The sequence below is a fragment of the Arthrobacter vasquezii genome (assembly GCF_029455255.1).
Lineage (GTDB): Bacteria > Actinomycetota > Actinomycetes > Actinomycetales > Micrococcaceae > Arthrobacter_D > Arthrobacter_D parietis.
In genome coordinates, this window is the sequence record NZ_JAROKN010000022.1 from 21,091 (window position 1) to 42,618 (window position 21,528).

Annotated in this window: 18 protein-coding genes and 2 tRNA genes; 12 read left to right on the forward strand and 8 right to left on the reverse strand. The window is 63.5% G+C overall.

Features of this window, described 5'->3' with window-relative positions:
• Positions 1 to 9: 9 nt before the first annotated feature.
• Positions 10 to 1,146 carry a PQQ-dependent sugar dehydrogenase gene (locus P4U43_RS09675; protein ID WP_277358553.1) on the forward strand — a complete coding sequence of 379 codons (1,137 nt, stop codon included), beginning with the start codon at positions 10 to 12 and terminating at the stop codon, positions 1,144 to 1,146.
• Positions 1,147 to 1,236: 90 nt separating this feature from the next.
• Positions 1,237 to 1,309: transfer RNA gene (locus tag P4U43_RS09680), tRNA-Lys, on the forward strand.
• A gap of 77 nt (positions 1,310 to 1,386) precedes the next feature.
• Here P4U43_RS09680 and P4U43_RS09685 read toward each other — a convergent pair.
• On the reverse strand, positions 1,387 to 1,881 hold the full coding sequence (locus P4U43_RS09685) for a MarR family winged helix-turn-helix transcriptional regulator (protein WP_277358554.1): 495 nt from the start codon (positions 1,879 to 1,881) through the stop codon (positions 1,387 to 1,389).
• Positions 1,882 to 2,029: 148 nt separating this feature from the next.
• On the opposite strand from P4U43_RS09685, the gene bcp reads away from it, so the two are divergent.
• The 8 genes from bcp to P4U43_RS09725 all read left to right on the forward strand — a co-directional run bounded on the left by bcp (position 2,030) and on the right by P4U43_RS09725 (position 12,045).
• Positions 2,030 to 2,500 carry a thioredoxin-dependent thiol peroxidase gene (bcp, locus tag P4U43_RS09690; protein ID WP_277358555.1) on the forward strand — a complete coding sequence of 157 codons (471 nt, stop codon included), beginning with the start codon at positions 2,030 to 2,032 and terminating at the stop codon, positions 2,498 to 2,500.
• A gap of 98 nt (positions 2,501 to 2,598) precedes the next feature.
• A tRNA-Leu gene (locus tag P4U43_RS09695) sits at positions 2,599 to 2,680 on the forward strand.
• Between the two features lie 249 nt (positions 2,681 to 2,929).
• Positions 2,930 to 3,622, forward strand: coding sequence for a fasciclin domain-containing protein (locus tag P4U43_RS09700; RefSeq protein ID WP_056548173.1), 693 nt, complete (start codon positions 2,930 to 2,932; stop codon positions 3,620 to 3,622).
• A gap of 245 nt (positions 3,623 to 3,867) precedes the next feature.
• Complete coding sequence (locus P4U43_RS09705; RefSeq protein ID WP_277358556.1) at positions 3,868 to 5,592, forward strand: ABC transporter substrate-binding protein; 1,725 nt, start codon at positions 3,868 to 3,870, stop codon at positions 5,590 to 5,592.
• Positions 5,593 to 5,743: 151 nt separating this feature from the next.
• Positions 5,744 to 7,240: a malate:quinone oxidoreductase gene (locus tag P4U43_RS09710; RefSeq protein ID WP_277358557.1), complete on the forward strand. Its 1,497-nt coding sequence runs from the start codon at positions 5,744 to 5,746 to the stop codon at positions 7,238 to 7,240.
• A gap of 44 nt (positions 7,241 to 7,284) precedes the next feature.
• On the forward strand, positions 7,285 to 10,455 hold the full coding sequence (locus tag P4U43_RS09715) for an efflux RND transporter permease subunit (RefSeq protein ID WP_277358558.1): 3,171 nt from the start codon (positions 7,285 to 7,287) through the stop codon (positions 10,453 to 10,455).
• A 35-nt stretch (positions 10,456 to 10,490) separates the two neighbouring features.
• Complete coding sequence (locus tag P4U43_RS09720) at positions 10,491 to 11,573, forward strand: LLM class flavin-dependent oxidoreductase (RefSeq protein WP_056548171.1); 1,083 nt, start codon at positions 10,491 to 10,493, stop codon at positions 11,571 to 11,573.
• Positions 11,566 to 12,045 carry a MarR family winged helix-turn-helix transcriptional regulator gene (locus tag P4U43_RS09725; protein WP_277358559.1) on the forward strand — a complete coding sequence of 160 codons (480 nt, stop codon included), beginning with the start codon at positions 11,566 to 11,568 and terminating at the stop codon, positions 12,043 to 12,045. The genes P4U43_RS09720 and P4U43_RS09725 overlap by 8 nt, the downstream gene beginning before the upstream one ends.
• Positions 12,046 to 12,128: 83 nt before the next feature.
• Here P4U43_RS09725 and P4U43_RS09730 read toward each other — a convergent pair whose 3' ends face one another.
• Complete coding sequence (locus tag P4U43_RS09730) at positions 12,129 to 12,932, reverse strand: transglutaminase-like domain-containing protein (RefSeq protein WP_277358560.1); 804 nt, start codon at positions 12,930 to 12,932, stop codon at positions 12,129 to 12,131.
• Positions 12,933 to 13,023: 91 nt separating this feature from the next.
• On the opposite strand from P4U43_RS09730, the gene P4U43_RS09735 reads away from it, so the two are divergent.
• A complete protein-coding gene (locus P4U43_RS09735) occupies positions 13,024 to 13,947 on the forward strand; it encodes an oxidoreductase (protein WP_277358561.1) in 924 nt (307 codons plus the stop codon).
• 128 nt (positions 13,948 to 14,075) lie between these two features.
• Here P4U43_RS09735 and P4U43_RS09740 read toward each other — a convergent pair whose 3' ends face one another.
• Positions 14,076 to 14,858: a hypothetical protein gene (locus P4U43_RS09740; protein WP_277358562.1), complete on the reverse strand. Its 783-nt coding sequence runs from the start codon at positions 14,856 to 14,858 to the stop codon at positions 14,076 to 14,078.
• A gap of 94 nt (positions 14,859 to 14,952) precedes the next feature.
• On the opposite strand from P4U43_RS09740, the gene P4U43_RS09745 reads away from it, so the two are divergent.
• Positions 14,953 to 15,846: an alpha/beta fold hydrolase gene (locus P4U43_RS09745; RefSeq protein WP_277358563.1), complete on the forward strand. Its 894-nt coding sequence runs from the start codon at positions 14,953 to 14,955 to the stop codon at positions 15,844 to 15,846.
• On the opposite strand, the gene P4U43_RS09750 is transcribed toward P4U43_RS09745, so the two are convergent.
• From P4U43_RS09750 to P4U43_RS09770, 5 genes are all read right to left on the reverse strand, one after another.
• Positions 15,808 to 16,956 (reverse strand): cysteine desulfurase family protein, encoded by a 1,149-nt coding sequence (locus P4U43_RS09750; protein ID WP_277358564.1) that lies wholly within the window; start codon positions 16,954 to 16,956, stop codon positions 15,808 to 15,810. The two genes, P4U43_RS09745 and P4U43_RS09750, sit on opposite strands and share 39 nt — an antisense overlap.
• Positions 16,953 to 17,882, reverse strand: a complete 930-nt coding sequence (gene nadC, locus P4U43_RS09755) for a carboxylating nicotinate-nucleotide diphosphorylase (protein WP_277358565.1) — start codon at positions 17,880 to 17,882, stop codon at positions 16,953 to 16,955. The genes P4U43_RS09750 and nadC overlap by 4 nt, the downstream gene beginning before the upstream one ends.
• Positions 17,879 to 19,420 (reverse strand): L-aspartate oxidase, encoded by a 1,542-nt coding sequence (gene nadB / locus P4U43_RS09760; protein WP_277358566.1) that lies wholly within the window; start codon positions 19,418 to 19,420, stop codon positions 17,879 to 17,881. The genes nadC and nadB overlap by 4 nt, the downstream gene beginning before the upstream one ends.
• Positions 19,417 to 20,718 carry a quinolinate synthase NadA gene (gene nadA, locus P4U43_RS09765; protein WP_277358567.1) on the reverse strand — a complete coding sequence of 434 codons (1,302 nt, stop codon included), beginning with the start codon at positions 20,716 to 20,718 and terminating at the stop codon, positions 19,417 to 19,419. Before nadA ends, nadB begins: the two co-directional genes overlap by 4 nt.
• Before the next feature lie 66 nt (positions 20,719 to 20,784).
• Positions 20,785 to 21,504 carry an NUDIX hydrolase gene (locus P4U43_RS09770; protein WP_277358568.1) on the reverse strand — a complete coding sequence of 240 codons (720 nt, stop codon included), beginning with the start codon at positions 21,502 to 21,504 and terminating at the stop codon, positions 20,785 to 20,787.
• Positions 21,505 to 21,528: the final 24 nt, after the last annotated feature.

Consider the following 21,528-nt stretch of genomic DNA (forward strand, 5'->3'; position numbering starts at 1 on the left):
GTGTCTGTCATGCGCACCGCGCAGCAGGAAAAACGGAACGATGGAATCACCCCGGCACTCCGGGGTCTCGCCGCAGCGTTCTGTCTGCTCGCCGGAGTCACCTCATGCAATGCCGGACCTGAGCCCGCCCCCATTGTCCGGCAGGCTCCGACCTCCCTGGGTGCCACCGCCGGTGAACCGGCGCCGTCGGTGTCCGAGCAGCCAATTCCGGCAGTCACCGCGGAGGTGGCAACAGGCTTGGATGTTCCGTGGGCAATGGCGTTGCTGCCGGACGGCAGCCTCATCGTCACTGAGCGGGAAAGCGCGGAGGTGAAACGGATTACCGACGGCGTGGTTGATGTCATCGGCGTAGTACAGGACGCCATCGACGCCGACGGCGAGGGCGGATTATTGGGCGTTGCCGTGCCGCCGGACTTCACGGCTGACCCCCGCCTTTACTTCTACTACACGAGCACCGACGATAATCGTGTTATCAGCATGGCGTATGGCAACGGTGCCCTTGAAGGCACGGAAGAAGTGCTGACGGGCATACCGAAGGCGAACATCCACAACGGAGGCCGTATCAAATTCGGCCCCGACGGGTACCTGTACATCGGCACGGGCGATGCGTCCAACGCAGAAAGCGCACAGGACAGGGCGAGCCTCGGCGGGAAAATCCTTCGGGTTACTGCTGACGGCGAACCCGCCCCGGATAGTCCGTTCGGCTCTGCCGTCTATTCGCTGGGGCACCGGAATGTGCAGGGTCTGGCCTGGGACTCCGGGGACCGGCTCTGGGCAAGCGAGTTCGGCCCCGAGCGCGATGATGAGCTCAACCTCATCGAGCCCGGCGGAAACTACGGCTGGCCTGCAGTCACCGGGGCTTCCGGTCAGCGCGGTTTTATTGACGCCCAGGTGGTGTGGCCGTCCACCGCTACAGCTTCCCCCAGCGGCATGGCCATCGTGGAAGACGTCGCCTACATCGGCGGTCTACGAGGTGAACGGCTCTGGCGTGTACCGGTGTCCGGAGGTTCCGCCGGCAATCCGGCCAGCTTCCTCGACGGCGCTCACGGGCGGCTGAGGGACACTCTTGCGGGAGTTGACGGCACCCTGCTCATTGCGACTAATGAAACCAGTGGATCCAGGATCCTGCGGGTGGAGATGCAATAGCTCACACGCAGCGCTCCGATTTCAACTTTCCGTCGCAGTGCTGGTAGAGTTTAGTGCTGTTGCGGAACGCGGTGAGACCGGATTTCGCAGGCACCTCTAGCTCAATTGGCAGAGCAATTGACTCTTAATCAATGGGTTCCGGGTTCAAGTCCCGGGGGGTGCACAGAAAAAGAAATCCTCCCGTTGGGCATCTGCCCGGCGGGAGGATTTCTGCTTTAACTCCAAGAACCGAGCGACCCGCTAATCGTCAATGAGCGCGGGCTCCGGAAGGCCAGCCCGCCGTGAGGCTGCAGGCGCATCATCAGCTTCCCAGTTCCAGCGCGGGGCACCGAGGTCCTCAATGACGGACTGGAGGTGTGACCTCAGTTCACTGGAGACAAGCCCCTCGCCGGCGATGAGCGTACGCTCAACATCTTTCGCTTCTCCGAGCACCCGGCTGCCCGCGGGCGTAATAGAGACTGCATGGCTGCGGCGATCGATGTCGCTGCGCGTCCTCAAGATGTGTCCGCGCAGTTCGAGGCGGGACAGGGTCTTGCCCATGGTTTGCGCCTGGACACGCACCAGCTGGGCAAGATTGGCCTGGGTCATGGCTCCCTGGGTTTCCAGCACGCCGAGCGCAATCACGCCGGCATGAGTGACACCAATGGAAACCAACCGTTCATTCCACGCATGCTCCACCAACCGAGCGGCCGTCGTCAGTAGTCGACCGGTAGGCCATTGCTCGAGATGCGGCATCAGCAAAAACTCCCTTTCACCCCGCGTAGCTCGTGTAGCTTCGCTTGGGGACCTTGAAATCCACCCACATATGATAGCTACTGCTCGGGCCGCAAACCCGGAGAGTTGCACCGCTGATGCACAATCGAGACCGAAAAGAGAGACCAATATGTCAAAACGACTCCAGACCGGGGACCGCGCACCCGATTTCAGGCTTTCGTCCGCGGACGGTTCGGACGTTTCCCTCAGCGACTTCGCCGGCGAGAATGTCGTCGTCTACTTCTATCCCGCAGCAGCGACACCGGGCTGCACAACCGAAGCCTGCGATTTCCGGGACAACCTCGCCTCGCTTGGCGCTGCAGGATACAGGGTCCTGGGAATTTCCCCCGATTCGGAAACGAAGCTCCGCTCCTTCAGTGAGAAGGAGTCACTGACTTTCCCGCTGCTTTCCGACCCGGATCATGCAGTGGCAGAGGCCTATGGCGCGTGGGGCGAAAAGAAGAACTATGGGAAGACCTATGAAGGTCTCATCCGATCCACAGTGGTGATCGACGGATCCGGGCAGGTCAGCCTCGCCCAGTACAACGTCAGGGCCACCGGTCATGTAGCCAAGCTCCGCCGCGATTTAGGGATCAGCTAACGCGAAACCGGCAGGTCCGTAAGCGGCATCCGTTGCCCGTGATGGAACCAGTACAATGGACCGTGCGCCGGATCGTTCTGGCCGGTCGGCAGGCCCACGCGCGAGTGGCGAAATTGGCAGACGCGCTGGATTTAGGTTCCAGTGTCTTCGGACGTGGGGGTTCGAGTCCCCCCTTGCGCACTACCAGCTGGAGACGTGATCGGCGTCGATTATCCGGGCCCCCCCAGGCTTCACGCCTGGGGGCCCGGCTCGTTAAGCCCCAATGCGAAATCACGGCCCCGAGCCGCTGTCAACAATTTTTTCAGCACTCACCCATCCACCTTCATCGCTCAGCCGAATGACCTGTGAGACATCGACACGATGTGTTCGTCCGGAAATTAGACCATCGCGTTTTGCCGTGGGGGTCGGAATGAATGAAGGAGAAATGAAATGGAACTTCTCAAGCGCAGGAATCTCTCCGTATTCGGTGTCGCAGCTGTAGCCATGTTCGGCCTGGCAGCCTGTGGCGGTGGCGATGAAGCAGCCACCAGTGATTCGGAGACCACCGAATCAACCACGACTGAATCCTCAGCACCCGAGATGACCGAGGAAATGACCGAAGAGGCCATGGACCCCGCCGCCAACCTGGTGGGCCCGGGCTGCGAAGGTTACGCGGAGCAGGTGCCCGACGGCGACGGCTCGGTAGCCGGCATGGCTCAGGATCCGGTAGCGACGGCTGCTTCGAACAACCCGCTGCTTACTCAACTGACCGCCGCTGTGTCAGGTGGCATCAACCCTGATGTCGATCTGGTTGACACCCTCAACGGATCTGAAGCGCTGACCGTCTTCGCGCCGGTTGACGACGCCTTCGAAGCGCTCGATGCAGCAACCGTCGAGGCGCTGCAGACCGACGCAGACCTCCTCTCCGGAATCCTTACCTACCACGTCGTTGAGGGCCAGCTGGCTCCCGATGAGGTTGCCGGAACACACACCACGCTCAACGGTGCCGAGCTGACGGTCGAAGGCGAGGGTGACTCCATCACCGTCGGCGAAGAGGGCGCAGCGGTCATCTGCGGTGGCGTTCAGACCGCCAATGCAACGGTCTACCTGATCGACTCCATCCTGATGCCCCCGAGCGAGTAGTCAGTCCCGGGTAACAGGCACGGCAGTCCAGGCGAGCAATCGTCTGACAAAGACTCCTTGATTCGACTCCTCTAATCTGGATCAGGGACACGGTGGGTATCTGCACTCCGATGCAGATACCCACCGTTTTTGTGTGTCGGGCGTGTCGTACGATGCACCGCGATCAGCTTCCCTTCAGTCTCGTGACCTAAACTGGAGATTCCGCCCGCAGTCGTGCCCTACTGCACGCGCGCCCCGAGGAGACCATGCCAGCCAGCCCAACGCACCGCCGTCGTAAGCTGTCGGGACCGTTCCTGCGTGCGCTGGCGGGAGCAGCAGTGCTCGGCCTGACCGCGTGCACTGCAGCCACGCCGGTACCAACAACGACGACGGCGCCCGCCACCAGTGCGGAGCCGGCGGCTCCGGTTGGCGATACCACCACCGCAACGTTCACGTTCGGCACTGCCGCGACGCCTACCGGCCTTGATCCGGCACTTGTTGCAGACACTGAGTCCTACCGAATCACCCGGCAGATGTTGGAAGGTCTCGTCGGAATCGACCCGCTGACCTCAGAACCGGCGCCGCTCCTGGCCACGTCATGGGAGGAACGGGACGAGGGCCGCGCCTACGCCTTCGATCTGCGCCAGGACGTTGTCTTCCACGATGGCGAACCGTTCAACGCCGCAGCGGTCTGCGCAAACTTCGAGCGCTGGTACACGATGCCTCCCGAAACCCGGGTGCTGGACGCCACCATCGCGTTCAAGTCCGTGTTCAAAGCCTTCTCTGATGAACCTGAGGAATCCGTCTACGATTCGTGTCAGCCGCTCGGAGAGCACACCGTGCTCATCCGGCTGACCGGTCGCCTCACGTCCTTCATTCCCGCCCTTGCTTTGCCTGCCTTCGGAATGGCCTCGCCAAAAGCGCTCGACGAGCTCAACGCGAACCAGCTGACTGTTGAACGAAATGGCAGGCAACTGTCGGAGTTCGCGCTCAGTCCGGTCGGAACGGGTCCGTTCACGTTCACCCGTTGGTCCGCGGATGAGGTGACCTTGAGCGCTTTTGAAGGTTACTGGGGCACGGCGGGTGAAATTCAGACCGTCACTTTTCGTACCATTCCGAACACAGCTGCCCGATTGCGTGCGCTGCTGAGCGAGGAAATCGACGGATACGACCTCGTGACCGTGGACAACGCCGCCGAGCTCGCCCGGGAGGGCCAGCAGATCCTGCAACGCGATCCATATTCGGTCCTGTACCTCGGGATGAACCAGGACTTTCCCGGCGTCGACGATGTGCTGTTCCGGCAGGCAGTAGCCCACGCGATCGACAAAGATGCACTCATCGAGGGCCGCTTCCTGGCCGGCACCAGCCCGGCCAACCAGTTCATTCCGCCGAAGCTCGGGGTGACCAATGAAGAGATCACCGATTACGAGTACGATCCTGAGCTGGCGAGGGAACTGCTGGACGAGGCCGGGTACAGCGGTGAGCCGCTCCCCTTCCACTATCCCCGCAACGTCTCCCGTCCCTATCTCTCCTCACCGGAGAAGGTGTACGCCGAGCTGAGCCGTCAGCTCACGGCCGCCGGATTCAATCTTCAGCCCGTCCCGACCGAATGGGCCGACGGCTATGTCGAGACCGTCCAGAATGACGATAACCGTGCGTTCCACCTGCTCGGGTGGAGTGGGAGCTACCAGGATCCCGACAATTTCGTGGGCGCCCTGTTCGGCAGCTACAGCGAAGAATTCGCTTTCCGTGACAACCAGCTCTTCAGCAAGATTGCCAGGGCAGTCACCCTGCCCAACGGTGAGGAGCGCGTTGCCGCGTACCAGGAGATAAGTGAGAGCATCGCCGTTGACATTCCTGCCGTTCCGCTCGCCTTTCCCATCTCGGCCGCAGTGGTGTCTCCCCGTGTGCTCAGCTACCCCGTAAGCCCGGTCATGCACGAGGTTTTCAACAGCATTGACCTCGCTGATGTTGAACAACCGGTCCCCTGAACCGAGAACTGATTCGGCACCTTGCCAGCCGGGTGAATTCGGCGGAGCACTGGGACGAGGATCACTGCGCCGTGCGGCATTCGGATTTAGGGAACGCCTCTGCCAGAGGCTACGCTTCTAGGGCTAGCGCCCTTGCTATTGGAGACCCATCGTGACTGCTGACAGCCAGGCGGGAAAGCCCGCGAATCACACTGACGTCGTTCTTATCGGCGGCGGAATCATGAGCGCCACCCTGGGTGCGTTCCTCAAGCAACTGCAGCCGGACTGGAGCATCACTCTGTTCGAGCGGCTTGACCGCGCTGGGCTCGAGAGCTCCGACCCCTGGAACAACGCGGGGACCGGCCACGCCGCCCTATGCGAGCTCAACTACTCGCCGGCAGGCAAGGACGGCTCCGTAGACCCGTCCAAAGCCATCGCCATCAACGAGCAGTTCCAGATCTCCAGGCAGTTCTGGGCGCATATGGTCTCGAACGGCCACCTCGGCGATCCGGGCGGCTTCATCAACGCCGTTCCGCATATGAGCTTCGTCTGGGGTGAACCAAATGTGGAGTATCTCCGTCGGCGTTATGAGGCACTCCGCACGCAACCACTCTTCAAAACCATTGAGTTCGCCACTGAGCACGCGGAGATTGCAGAGTGGACTCCGCTCATCATGGAGGGCCGCAGTCCTGGTCAGCCCGTCGCAGCATCACGGGTAACCGGCGGTACGGACGTCGATTTCGGATCACTTACCCGCGGTCTCACAAGCTACCTCGGCGAAAATGACGTTGACCTGCGCTACGGCCATGACGTCATCAATCTTTCGAAGACCTCGCAGAACCGCTGGGATGTCACCGTTCGCAACCGGGCAACCGGGCAAGCGCACACCGTGAACACGCGGTTCGTCTTCATCGGGGCCGGCGGCGGTGCGCTGCATCTGCTGCAGAAGAGCGGCATCCCCGAAGGCCGCGGTTTTGCCGGATTCCCGGTCTCCGGACAGTTCCTGCGCTGCACCAACCCAAAGACCGTGACACGGCACAACGCCAAGGTGTACGGGCAGGCGTCGGTCGGTGCCCCGCCCATGTCCGTGCCGCACCTCGACACCCGCTACGTCAATGGCGAACGTTCGCTCTTGTTCGGCCCCTACGCCGGTTTTTCAACCAAGTTCCTCAAGCGCGGATCACTGCTGGACCTGCCAACGTCGATCCGCCCGTCCAACCTCCTGCCCATGCTGGCGGTAGGCAAGGACAATATCCCGTTGACCAAATACCTGATCAGCGAGGTGCTCAAGAAGCGTGAGGCGAAAAATGAGTACCTCAACGAGTTCCTGCCCGCAGCTGATGGCAACCGGTGGGAACTGATCAGCGCCGGGCAACGTGTACAGGTCATCAAGAAGGCACCCGGGAAGGGCGGCGTTCTGCAGTTCGGCACGGAAGTCATCACTTCCGCAGACGGCACTGTCGGTGCCCTGCTGGGAGCATCTCCGGGGGCGTCGACTGCGGCGCCGATCATGCTTGAGCTCATGCGTCGTTGCTTCCCCGGCCAGCTTGCTGACTGGGAGCCCAAATTGAAGGAAATGATCCCCGGCTACGGCACGAAGCTCAACGAGAATGAGTCGCTTGCCGATGACATCCAGTCAATGACTGACAGGGTCCTGGGACTCAACTAGACCGCGGTGCCGCCAGGACTGGATGCCCGCAGAAGGCAGAACCGATGTTCCGTTTGGCGCAGCTATCCCTGGCGAACCGCGCACTGATTGCCCTCATCACCGTGTGTGCGGCGGTGTTCGGTGTGATCGCCATGGGTTCCCTGAAGCAGGAGCTCATCCCCTCGCTGGAGTTCCCGCAGATCACTGTGGTTTCCTCATTGCCGGGGGCCGGGCCGGAGTACCTGGACAAGCAGGTCAGCGAACCGTTGGAAAGTGCCCTCAGCGGTGTCGAAGGCCTTGAATCGTCTTCGACGACGTCGCGGAACGGCGTTTCCACCGTCAGCTTGATGTTCGCCTACGGTACGGATCTGGACCGCGCCCGAGGGCAGGTGGACCGCGCCATCTCGACCGTACGTTCTGCCCTGCCGGACGACGTTGAGCCGCAGTCGTTGGCCGGAAGCATCAACGACCTCCCCGTTGTCTTCATGGCCGTGTCCTCAGACCGCTCCCTGAGCGAACTGGGCGAGGAACTGACGAGGCTCACGGTGCCGCGGCTTCAAAAGGTAGAGGGTGTTCGCAGCGCCGAGATCACCGGCGGTGCCGAACAGCACATCTCCATCCTTCCCCGCCAGGAAGATCTCGCTGCACAGGGACTATCCACCGGCGACATCATCGACGCCCTCGAAAACAACGGCGAGCTGTTTCCCATCGGCACCCTCGAGGAGGGCGAACGTTCCCTTACGATCCAGGCGGGCAGTCCCGTGCAGTCGCTGGACGACATCCGCGCCCTGCCGATCCTGCCACCGGAAGCCAGTACAGGCGCCACCGACCCGGCAACAATTGGGGAGGTTGCGGAGGTTTCAATAGCCGACGACGACGCCACGTCCATCACGCGTACCAACGGCACCGAAACACTCGCGCTCACGGTAACGAAGGTTCCGTCCGCAGATACCGTGACTCTCTCCAATGCGGTGACTGCCCTGATCCCCGAGCTTGAGGCTGAACTGGGCGACGGCGCGAATATCACGGTGATCTTCGACCAAGCGCCCTTCATCGAGCGTTCCATCGCCGACCTCACAACCGAGGGGCTGCTGGGGCTGGGCTTCGCCGTCGTCGTTATTCTGGTCTTCCTTCTCTCCGCGCGGTCCACGCTGGTGACCGCGGTGTCCATCCCGCTGTCGCTGCTGATCACGTTCATCGGGTTGTGGGCTACCGGCTACTCGCTCAATATCCTGACGCTCGGTGCGCTGACTATTGCGATCGGCCGGGTCGTTGATGACTCGATCGTGGTCATTGAGAACATCAAGCGTCACCTCAGTTACGGCGAGGACAAACGCTCGGCCATCCTCACCGCCATCCGCGAGGTTGCCGGCGCCATTACAGCTTCCACGCTGACCACGGTGGCGGTTTTTGCCCCGATCGCCTTTGTCGGGGATCTGGCGGGTGAGCTGTTCCGGCCGTTTGCGTTGACCGTCACGATTGCGCTGCTGGCGTCCCTGGCTGTGTCGCTGACAATCGTCCCGGTGCTGGCCTACTGGTTTCTGCCGCGGACGCGGATCGCAGCCGATCAGGCAGATCCGGCGTCGGCTGCGACTGCTACGGCGGAGCAGCGGCACCGCGCTGAGGAAAAGGAGCAGCGGTCCTGGCTCCAGCGGGGGTACCTTCCCATCCTCCGGATAACCCAACACCATCCGGTGTGGACTGTGGTGGCCGGAGCGCTAGTGCTTGCCGGAACAGTGGCGCTGGTTCCCTTCATGCAGACCAATCTCCTGGGCAACACCGGTCAGAACAGTTTCAGCGTCATCCAGCGCCAGCAGCCGGGGTCAAGTCTTGAGAACACCGTTGCCGAAGCGGGGCGCGTGGAGGAAGCGCTGGCCGGTTTCGAGGAGATCCGTGACGTGCAGGTCACGGTCGGGAACGCAGCGGGGGCAGTCGGAGCCCGTTTTTCCGCCGGCGCTTCCACCGCGCAGTTCACCGTGACTACCGAGGAGGACGCAGACCAGCAGCAGCTGCAGAACGAGGTTCGCTCCGCGCTCAACGAGCTTGAGGGAGCGGGCGAGATCTCGCTGTCCAACCAACAGGGTGGATTGGGGACGTCGAGCACGGTGGACATCAATATCACTGCCCCCGAACCGGACGTCCTCGCTAAGGCAAGCCAGGCCGTCGTCGCCGCCATGCAGGGGGTGCCGGGAGCTCGCGATGTGACGTCGAACCTCGCCGCCGCCCAGCCGCAGATCCAGGTGAGCGTGGACCGGAACGCGGCGGTGGAGGCAGGGCTGACCGAGGGCCAGATCGGCGCGCTGTTGGGCGGCAGCATCAGCGCCGTTCCGGGAGGCACCGTCCGGATCGATGCCACGGATTACCCCATCCTGATCGGTGAGGGAACGGAAATCACCAGCGTGGACCAACTCCGCAATCTCTCGTTGCCGACGCCGGCCGGGCCAATCCCGCTGACGGATGTCGCCACGGTGGAAGAGGTCCAGGTTCCGCTGACGATCACCAGTTCAAACGGCGAGCGGACAGCGCAGGTTTCCATCACGCCGTCCCAGGACAATCTGGGCGCACTGACGGCGTCCGTCACTGAGCGGCTGGACGCCGTCACGCTGCCAGCCGGGGCCACTGCCACACTGGGCGGCGCGTCCGAACAGCAAGCTGATTCCTTCGGCCAGCTCTTCCTCGCGCTCTGGGCGGCGGTGGCGATCGTGTACGTGATCATGGTGGCAACGTTCAAGAGCCTCATCCAGCCGCTTATCCTCCTCGTCTCGGTTCCTTTCGCGGCCACCGGTGCGATTGCCCTGCTTGTTCTCACGGGAATCCCGCTCGGGCTGCCCTCACTGATCGGCATGCTCATGCTGGTCGGCATCGTTGTAACGAACGCGATCGTGCTCATTGACCTGATCAACCAGTACCGCCGGCCGCAGAATGGTTCGCCGGGGCTGAGCGTTGCCGATGCAGTCACCCGCGGGTCCAGGCAACGTCTTCGTCCCATCCTGATGACGGCCCTTGCAACGGTCTTCGCCCTGACCCCGATGGCCCTCGGTCTGACCGGAGAAGGCGGGTTCATCTCCCAACCGCTTGCCGTCGTCGTCGTTGGGGGTCTTGTCTCTTCGACGCTGTTGACCCTGGTACTGGTTCCGGTGCTCTACCGCCTCATCGAAGGCCGGCGGGAGCGGCGTGCTGCGGTGGGTCGTGAACGGGAACAAATCCCGGAGCCTGCTGGTTACGGGGTACAGTAGATGCAAATGCATGTACTTCTAGGAGGAGGAATCCCATGCAGATCGGTATCTTCAGCGTCGGGGACGTAACGGTTGATCCCACCACCGGCAAAGCACCGAGCGAACACGAGCGCATCAAGGCCATGGTGACCATCGCCAAGCACGCCGAAGACGTCGGCATGGATGTCTTCGCGACCGGTGAGCACCACAACCGGCCCTTTGTTCCCAGCTCCCCCACCACCATGCTTGGCTATGTGGCAGCGCAGACGTCGCGGATCATCCTCTCCACCTCGACCACGCTGATCACCACCAATGACCCGGTCAAGATCGCCGAAGATTACGCGATGCTGCAGCATCTCGCCGATGGTCGGGTGGACCTGATCCTGGGACGCGGCAACACGGCGCCCGTCTACCCCTGGTTTGGCAAAAATCCGCAGGACAGCGTGGACCTCACCGTTGAGAACTACCATCTGCTGCGCCGGCTCTGGGACGAGGACGTGGTGACCTGGGAGGGCAAGCACCGCACCCCCCTGCATAACTTCACCTCCACACCCCGGCCGCTCGACGGTGTTGCACCCTTCGTCTGGCACGGCACCATCCGCACGCCGCAGGTCGCGGAGATCGCCGCCTATTATGGCGACGGCTACTTCGCCAACAACATCTTCTGGCCGAAGGAGCACTACCAACAGCTGATCTCGCTTTACCGCGAGAGGTACGCCCATTACGGCCATGGCACACCCGAGCAGGCAATTGTCGGGCTCGGCGGACAGTTCTTCATTCGGCCGAAGTCCCAGGACGCCGTGAACGACTTCCGCCCCTACTTCGACAATGCACCGGTTTACGGGCACGGGCCGTCGCTGGAGGACTTCACCTCGCAGACACCCCTGACCGTCGGCAGTCCGCAGGAGCTGATTGACAAGACGCTCTCCTTCCGGGAGTTCTTCGGGGACTACCAGCGCCAGCTGTTCCTCGTGGACCACGCGGGACTTCCGCTGAAAACCGTCCTGGAGCAGTTGGACCTGTTCGGCTCCGATGTGCTGCCCACGCTGCGCAAGGAATTTGCTGAGCGCACGCCGGCCTCGATACCCGCTCCCCCGACCTTCGAGAACCGGCTGGCTGCGGTGTCTGCCCATGCCTGAGTCTCCGGCAACACCGCTGCGCCTCACTGCCGACGCCTGGGAGTCCCTCTTCCGGGCGCAGGTGGCGGTGATGCGCAGACTCCGGCGGGATCCTTCCTTTCAGACGCTCGCCATCGGGGAGTATGACGTCCTTTTCAACCTCAGCCGCTGTCCCACCGGTTGGACACGGCTCAACGAGCTGAACAGCCATCTGTTGATCAGCCAGCCAAGCCTGAGCCGGATGGCTGAGCGCCTTGAGCACAAGGGCCTCGTGCAGCGCAGGCAGGCGCCGGATGATCAGCGCGGTGTGCTGTTGTCACTCACCGACGAAGGCCGTCGCCTGCAGCGCGAGATCGGTTCGGCACACGTGCGCGCCATCCACGCGCTGCTCGGTCCCCTTCTGAACGAAGAGGAAATGGAACAGCTGTTGACCCTGACCACCAAGCTCCGGGCGGGCCTGGAGCACGACGACGGCGCTCACCGGCCGGACTGAGCGCCACTTGTCGTCGGTTTCGTCGGTTTCCGCTCGCTTCGCTCCGCTTTCGGCTGGCTGAATAGCCGGCCGGCCGCTCTACGCTAGCCGAGCTGGACCGGCGAGGTGCCGTCGTCGTCGTGCAAGGTGTCTGCCACAGCGGTGACCTGCAGCGTGTCCAGGGTGAGGCTCCCGCCGACCGTGGAGAGAAACGCGGTATCCGAGGCGTCCCGCCCGGTTGCGATGCGCAGCAGGTTGGTCCGAGGAGCGAGCCCTGTTGCGTCGACGACATGCCACGCTTCGTCCACCCAGGCCTCAACCACCGCATGGAAGTCCATCGGATTCAGGCCGGGAGCATAAACAGACACCAGGCGCGCGGGTACGTCCTTGGCCCGCAGCAGCGCGATCACCAGATGGGCGTAGTCGCGGCAAACTCCTCTGCGGTCAAGCAGTGTCTGCGTGGCACCGTCGGTTGGCCGGGATGATCCCGAGACATAACTGATGTTGCCGCTTACCCAGGCGCGCACAGCGGCCAGCAGCTCGCTGCCGTGCAGGTTTCCGAACAGACTGTACGACGTCGGCAGCAACCGGTCGGATTCACAATATCGGCTTGGGCGGACGTACCGGATGAGGTCGGCGTCGTCCTTCTCCGGCGCGGCGGCTGAACCCCGTACCTCGGCCCGGTAGGTCAGTTCGAGCACCGACGGCTGCTCGAGGGTGAGCGTGTGGAGGATCCCGCCATGGCTGTCCCGGATGGGGGTTGGCGCTACCGGTTCTCCGTTGGCCGTGATCTCAAGGACTTCGTTCACCGCTGAATACCCGGAGTTTCGCGCCACCGCTACGGAAAAGGCCATTGAGGTGTTGGCCCGGGTATTTGCGGTGAGACGAGCCGTGACTGATCGATTCATTCCGGTAGCTCCTGGCGGATGTCGATGAGCGGTGAACGGTGCCGGTCTGAAACACTGGCTGTAACACGGTACGACGAGAAAGGCGCCCCTGGTGAATCGCTCTACCACTGACAGCTCCGCAAACCACCGCCTGGACGGCCTGACCGCCGTTGTGACCGGCGCCAACAGCGGGTTGGGGCTACAGACCGTCATCGATCTGGCCCAGCGCGGGGCGTCGGTGGTTCTGGCGTGCCGCAGCGAGGAACGCGGAGCGGCCGCGCTGGAGCGGGCACGCATTGCCTCAGACAGCGGGTCACTGACGCTGCGGCAGCTCGATCTCGGAAACCTGGAGTCGGTACGTTCGTTCGCTCGAGACTGGACCGGCCCCCTGGACCTCCTGGTCAACAATGCCGGAGTCATGGCCACACCATTGAAGCGCACGGTTGATGGTTTTGAGCAGCAGTTCGGCATCAACCATCTGGGGCACTTCGCACTGACCGGCCTGCTGTTGGACTTCCTGCGGCAGTCTCCGTCCGCGAGGGTTGTGACGGTCTCTTCCCTGGCCCACAAGCGCGGACACATCGACTTTTCCGATCTGAATTCCGATGCCCGGTACCGTGCCTGGAAGGCCTATAACCAGAGCAAGCTCGCGAACCTCATGTTCACCATGGAACTCGACCGGCGGGTACGGGCGGCCGGTTGGCCGCTTATCGCCGTTGCCGCCCACCCGGGTCTGTCAACGACCAACCTGACGGCCGGGATGCGCGGAGCAGCCGTGCTCGATCTCATGGGCGGATTCTTCCGGATCATGGGCCAGTCGGATGTGGACGGCGCACAGCCTATCCTTCTTGCAGCAACCGGCCCGCACGTTCATGGTGGTGATTACTACGGCCCGGATGGACCGGGCGAAACCCACGGGAACGCCGTGCTGGTAGCTCCGGCTCCGTCAGTCCTCGACGAGGGTGTTGCTGCGAAGCTCTGGGCGGCGAGTGAAGAGCTGACCGGTGTGACGTATGCGGGGCTTCCTGCCGCCTGATCCCTGCCCTTGAACCGAACGCGATAGTAAGCATGCTGCCCGCTGACGTGAGCAAGGCCGTCTCCGAGTAGGTCGCGCTCGCAGAGCTTCACGCTAACGGAGCTTCCAAGCAGGAAAGCGGCGCCAGGTCAGCTCGCAACCTGGAGGGACATGATCATCCGGCGGATCCGCTCGAAGTCCTCCTGATCGAATCGCTTCTGGGCCTCGGCGATGGTCGCAAATGATTCCGTCCGCGAGCCGACCTGCGTCGGATCCAGTGCCTGGAGCTGGATGCCGTCGCCGAAGGCGTACAGGCCGATGTGCTCCGGTCCCTGCACTGTGTTGTTCAGGACACACGCCGCTCCATCGGCTCCGCCCACCATGTCCGTGATCCCATACGAGCTGAAGAACCGGTAGCCCTGGATGAGCCGCACAACAAAGCGCGGCTCGATCGAGCCCTCTGCCTCTGCTGTGGATGGAACATCAACCGGCTCGCTGGTCAGAACGATGTACGGGTTCGCTGCCTCCTCGCCGCATTCCTCGGAGGGCGGGATGATTCGGGTATGCAGCTCTGCCATGCTGGCGCCCTCCGCGTTCGACACGTCGAAGTGCAGGCCTCCCTCGTCATACCCCTCACCCGGATCTTCGATCGGCTCCACCGTCCAGTCCTCGGGCACCTCGAAACTGACAAGTCTCTGTTCGTCGGTGAATGCGGTCCATCCATTCCCCGGCGCCGTCCGTTCCGGGAGCATGGGAAGCGCAACGGGAGTAGGGCTGGCGCTTGCCGAAGCCGGAGCATCATTCGTTGCACTTGCAGCAGGACTGGCAGGCGGCCGGTCGCCGACAACGAAGTCGTCACAGCCGGTGATGGTGGCTGCGACGGCGAGAATCAGCACAGCCCCCAGCGCACGGGACCCGACGGTGCGTTTCATAACAGCTCCTTTCGAATGACCTGATGTCCACTCTATGCAGTGAAGCACACCACTTCGGAGACATCCGCGGCGGGAGCGGCGCAGAATCACCTACATGAAGCGGTTCATCCATACATCCCTGGGCTCAGTCGCAGTGCGCGTACGCCCGGCCCATTCGAGTGCCCGGATCACACCGGGCACCCCGCCATGGGTTCTGCTGCATGGCGCATCGGGCTCATGGCGTACGTTCCGTGAGCTCGTTCGGAGTCCAGTGCTGCCGGACACCTGCGACCACGTCATGATTGACCTGCCGGGCTGGGGAGAATCCCCCGGCATGCTGCCCTTCACGGTTGAGCAGCAGAGCAGGGCCGTCGCCGAGGTACTGAGGGGTCTCAACTACCGGTCCTGGTACCTCTTCGGGCATTCGATGGGCGCGGTATTGGCGCTGGACATTGCGGCGTCGCATCCGGAAGAAACGCACGCCGTCGTCGCTCTTTCACCAACCGCACTGACAGCCGGCGCCGCCCTGAACCACCCGCTCCGCCATCCCTCCATGGCACCGCTTCTTGGCATGTTCGGACTCATGTTTATTCTGCGGATACTCGGGAGAGCAGCCCCCTGGCTACTGCGTAGGGCAGAGCGCGCGGGATTACTGAGGCTCGTCCTTGGCCCGTTCTTCGCCGCCCCTTCTGACCTGCAGCGCCCCGTGTTCGCTGACCTTGCGCTCGATGCGCGGCCGGCGTCCTTCATTGCTGCAGCACACGCTCTGAAAAAGTACGACGCCGGCACCTGGCACTCCATCACCGCCCCCGTAGTTCTCGCTCGCGGCAGCAAGGACGTCTTCACCCCGCCCGGCGAGCTGCGTTCCCTGGCTGCCCTCATGCCGCATTCACAAAGCGTGGTGCTGAACCGCACCGGACACTTCGCGCAGATAGAAAATCCAGCCGAAACGGCAGGGTTGATGACGGCCTTACGTGCGGCTTCCAAGACTCTGGATGCTCCTGACTGAAGCGACAACCGCGCGCCCGGCGAGCGCAATCTCTGCATCACTCGTTGCGGCCGTCCACGACAACCGCAGTGCTGTCTGGGCGATGTCCGGTCCCAGGCCCAGCGCCAGCAAAACCGCCGAGGGCTCGCTGGCGCCGGCCGCGCAGGCCGAACCGCTTGAGGTCACGACTCCGGCGCGCTCCAGTTCCAGCAGGATCGCCTCGCCGCTGGCGCCCGGAAAGCAGAACGAGGCAATATTCGGCAACCGCTGCTCCCGGTGACCCGTCAGGAGTGCGCCCTCGACCCCCTTAAGTACGGCGCTGATCAGATGGTCACGGCGCAGGATCGAGGCCGCTGTATTTGCGGTACGCTCCTGCTGGGCAAGCTTCAAGGCAGTCGCCATGGCCACCGCACCCGCTACATTTTCAGTACCTGACCGCTTCCCCCGCTCCTGCCCGCCTCCATGAACGAGCGGTTCCAATGGAAGGCGCGAGCGGATGAACAGAACACCACAGCCCTTCGGCGCGCCGAGCTTGTGACCCGAGATGCTGAGAGCGTCCACGCCGAGCTCTGCACTATCCAGCGGCAGCCATCCCGCCGCCTGCACTGCATCGGTGTGGAAGGGAACGCCCTGTTCCCGGCAGATCGAGGCCAACGCTGGAATTGACTGCACCGTCCCCACCTCGTTATTCGCGTACATGATGGTGCACAACGTGGTCTCTTCCGTGAGGACAGCGCGGAGAGTCGCTTCCTCCACCAGTCCCTCCGCGGTTACAGGAAGAAGGGATATCCGGAAGCCGTGAAACCGCTGCAGATAGTCCAGCGTTTCCAGGACGGCCGGATGTTCGATTGCGGATGCAACAATATGCTTCCCCTTCGGACGGGCCAGGGATATGCCCTTGATTGCCAGGTTGTCAGCCTCTGTGCCGCCCGAGGTGAAGACGACGTCGTTCGGTTTGCAGTTGAGTTCCCTGGCCACCAGACGGCGTGCGTAGTCGAGAGCGCGCGCGGCCGATTCACCGACCGTATGGGAACTCGACGGATTACCATAGTCCGTGGTGAGCAGCGGCCACATCGCTTCGAGTGCCTCCCGGCGAACCGGAGTGGTGGCCGCAGCATCGAGATAGATCACCGCACGCTCCCGGGAATTTCGCGGGTGGAGCCGGAACCGTCCTCCCGCGCAAGCGCATCGATATGGATGTCCAACCCGAGGTCCAGTGCCTTAACGCTGTGGGTGAGCGCACCGGACGAGATAATATCGACGCCGGTGCGCGCAATAGCGCCGATCGACTCGAGCCGGACGTTGCCGCTTGCTTCCACCAGCGCGCGCCCCGCGACCTGCTTCACTCCACTGGCCAGATCCTCGAGGCTGAAGTTGTCGAGCATGATCGTGTCGACGCCTGCTGCCAGCACCGGCTCGATCTGATCGAGCCGGTCAACCTCGACCTCGAAATGGACGGTATGCGGCAACCTGGCACGCACTCCCCGGAGTGCCTCCGTAAGGCCGATCGCACCGCCCTGGGTCAGGACCGCAAGATGGTTGTCCTTGGCCATCACTGCATCGGACAGGCTGAAGCGATGATTGGCCCCTCCGCCGCAGCGCACCGCATGGCGTTCCAGGACGCGCAGTCCGGGAGTTGTCTTGCGGGTATCGACCACGCGCGCACCGGTCCCGGCTACTTCCGCAACAAATCTGCCGGTGAGCGTAGCGATACCGCTCAGTCGCTGCGCCAGGTTCAGGGCGACCCGTTCAGCGGTGAGGATCGACCGGGCGGGACCGGACACCGCAGCAAGCGCAGCGCCGGCGTCGAAAGCGTCGCCGTCCCGCACACTGAACGTGACGCGGATCCGCGGGTCGGTGAGTCGCATGGAAGCCTCGATGACCTGCTCTCCGCAGAAGATGCCGGGTTCGCGCGCTACAACGACCCCCTCAGCGTGTGCCTCCTCCGGAATGAGTACCTGCGAGGTTATGTCTCCCCACGGCGCGTCCTCGGCGAGCGCGGCTGCGACAATGCGGTCGACGTCGGCCGGGGATGGTCTGGCCGGTGTGAAATTCACGGAGCTCTCCTCAGGATGATGGGGCTGCCCTCGGGGGCGGAGGTGTCGGGAAAATCTGCTCGGTAATGCGCTCCACGCGATTCTGCGCGTGCCAGCGCAGACGCTGCGACGAGCCGGGAACAGAGGAGCAGATTCGCGGTCTCCCGCTCCGCGACAGAAGAGCCGTTCGAATGCCAATCGGCGAGTTGCTTCGAGGCAATACGGAGCCCCGCATCCTCGCGCAGGATGGAGACGTGGTCGGACATCACCCGCTGCACGTCAGCGCGGGCCGCGCCTACCGAACCGGGCGCCAGGCTCAGCGCCTCCGCCTCGACCGCCGGCCACTGCATGCGTTCTGCGGCGATCGCTTCCGCAGCCCGCGCGCCGAACACCAGTCCCTCCAGCAGCGAGTTGGACGCGAGCCGGTTGGCCCCGTGCACTCCGGTTCGGGCAACCTCCCCCACGGCGTACAGCCCAGGTACGGACGTCCGTCCTGCGGTGTCCGTCACCACTCCGCCCATCCAGTAGTGGGCAGCAGGGACAACCGGGAGCAAGTCGCGTGTCCAGTCGAAGCCTGCACGCGCAGTCACTGCGCTCAACGTCGGAAACCGCTGAGCGAGGAAGTCCGCACCGAGGTTCGTCGCGTCAAGAAAAACTTCCTCCCCTCCGGTCCGCGCAAGATGCAGTGCGATGCTGCGGGAGACAACATCACGCGGAGCAAGCTCACCGGCAGGATGATAATCAGCCATGAACCGACGCCCTGAGGCGTCCCTCAGCACTGCGCCCTCCCCACGCACCGCCTCGGAAATGAGCGGATGCCCGGCGACGTTCAGCGATGTCGGGTGGAACTGGAAAAACTCGAGGTCAGCCACCGCCGCGCCGGCGCGCCAGGCCGCCGCGACGCCGTCGCCTGTGGCCACGGACGGATTGGTGCTGTGCTGGAAGAGCCCTCCCGCACCGCCTGTCGCAAGCACAACCGCGTCAGCGGAAACTACACGATGGACACCGTTCTGCACGACGACGGCGCCGGTTACCCTCCCGTTGTCCCTGACGAGGTCCGCGGCAAAAGCGTGCTCCCACACGCCGATGCCGGGATCCGCCTGAGCGGCACGGACGAGCGGAGCCGCGATTCCCGCCCCGGTGGCATCCCCGCCAATATGTAGAATCCTTGAGGCTGCGTGCGCGGCTTCCCGACCGACTGCGAAATCACCATCCGCGGTGCGATCGAAGAGTGTTCCAAGATCCACCAGCCTCTGAATCTGGGCGGCCGCCTCCGAACAGAGAATGCGCGCGGCCCGTCGGTCGCAGTGCCCCGCTCCTGCCGCAAGGGTGTCGGCTACATGCGACTCGATGCTGTCATTCTGCAGGCCTAAGCGGCGCTCGCCGGCCTGGCCCGGCTCAGGAATCACTGCAGCAATCCCGCCCTGTGCGTACCAGGTGTTGCTCTCGACAAGCGCACCCTTGGCTAGAACGGTGACCTGCGCATCAGTTCGCCGGCGCACCTCCAGCGCCGTGTACAGCCCCGCGATTCCGCTGCCGATGACGAGGACGGCGGTCACGGTTTGGCCGCCAGCATTCGCTCAAGCGCTACCCGTGCATCCGACGCCACGTCGGAGTCGACTCCGATTTGATTGCGGACCACTCCTGCGACCAGTCCCTCAAGCACCCATGCCAGATAGCCCGGATGGATCCGGTACATGGTCGAGCACGGGCAGATGACGGGATCCAGGCAGAAGATGGTGTGCTCGGGATGCTCCGCGGCGAGTCTGTTCACCATGTTGATCTCTGTCCCCACCGCGAACACGGAACCCGGCTCTGCCGCGGCGATTGCCTTCCGGATGTAGTCCGTTGACCCGGCTTCGTCAGCGGCGTCCACAACGGGCATGGGGCACTCCGGGTGCACGATGACCCTCACCCCGGGGTAATCAGCCCGTGCCTTCTCGATCTGGTTCACGGTGAAACGCTTATGCACGGAGCAAAAGCCGTGCCAGAGGATGACCTGCGAATCCAGGAGCTCCTGCTCGGTGTTGCCGCCCAGCACCTTGCGGGGGTTCCACATGGGCATCCGCTCGAGCGGCACCCCCATGGCTTTGGCTGTATTCCGGCCCAGGTGCTGATCCGGGAAGAAGAGAACGCGCTGGCCCCGCTCGAACGCCCAGTCGAGCACTGTGGCAGCGTTCGACGACGTACAAACGATGCCGCCGTGGCGGCCACAGAAGGCCTTCAACGCAGCTGAGGAATTCATGTAGGTGACCGGGATGACCGGTTGGCGGCCGGCGTCGTCGGGCTCTGTTCCGAAAAGCTCCTCGAGCTGTTCCCAGCAGTCCGCCACCGAATCGGCGTCAGCCATGTCCGCCATCGAGCATCCCGCGGCAAGGTTCGGCAGAATGACAGTCTGGTCAGGACTGGACAGAATGTCAGCGGTCTCCGCCATGAAATGCACTCCGCAAAACACGATGGCTTCGGCGTCGGGCCGGGTTAGCGCCGCGTTGGCGAGCTGAAAGGAATCTCCCACGAAGTCAGCGTGCTTGACGACCTCGTCCCGCTGATAGAAGTGGCCGAGGATGACAAGGCGCTCGCCCATCGCTTCCTTTGCTGCGAGGATCCGCGCTTCGAGCTCCACCTCACCGGCCCGCTGGTATTCCTCTGGAAGCACCTCCTGCCGCGGCGTTGAAACCGGCGCCGTGTCAGTCATCGAAGCGCCGGGCCCGTAGTCCGGACCCTGATTGGAGACGCCAGGCATGTCGAACTCCCATGGTCCCCTCGCGAGGTCCGGGCTGCAGGTACCACCGCGTGCGCTTGACCGCTCGGCGTCCTGGCGGGACATGAGTTGGATGGCGGTATTAATGCTCGTCATGGTGGTTCTCCCTGATGGAAACGGGCTCCGGTGAGCCGGTGGGTGTTTGGTGGTCTGGGCGTGCCTTCAAGGCGAGGCCGGCAGGGGTTGCCTGACACTGCCGTCCGGGACGGGCCCGGCATAGCGGTAGAGCCGCGGTGGCCGGTGCCGTGTGCCCGTGAGGTGCTCGTCAGTAGGTTCGATGTGCGGAGTTGAACGGAGCTGCCGACGGAAGTTGGCGGGGTCCAGTTCCTTGTCGAGCACCGCCTCGTATACCTCCCGGACCTGCGCAAGCGTGAACCGTTCGCCCAGAAGGTGGTAGGCAATCGAGCCGTACTCCATCTTGTTGCGCAGCCGCCAGAGCGCGTACTTCACGATTTCGTTGTGATCGAAGGCGAGCGACTCCAACCGGTCCGCGCGGAACCACCGAACGTTCTCGGATTCGCGCGTCAACGCTGCCTCGTCCGGTTGAACCAGCGCCCAGTACACGATCGACACCAGACGCTGCCCCGCAGACCGGTCCAGGCCTCCGAAGGCGTACAGCTGCTCCAGATAACGAGGTGCAAGCCCGGTGGTCTCGAGGAGGTTGCGCGATGCCGCATCCTGGAGCGACTCTGAGTGCGCCAATGGTCCACCCGGCAGCGCCCACTGGCCAAGGTACGGCTGGCGAATTCGCCTGACCAACGGCAACCACAGCGTTGGCCTGCCCGAGGACTCACTCGGGCGCAGGGCGAAGATCACTGTGGAAATAGCCAACGACGGCGGCTGCACGCGTCGTTCGGAGACGTTCGCTGAAGTTGCGCTCATGCTGGCTCTCCCTTCACCCTCCGC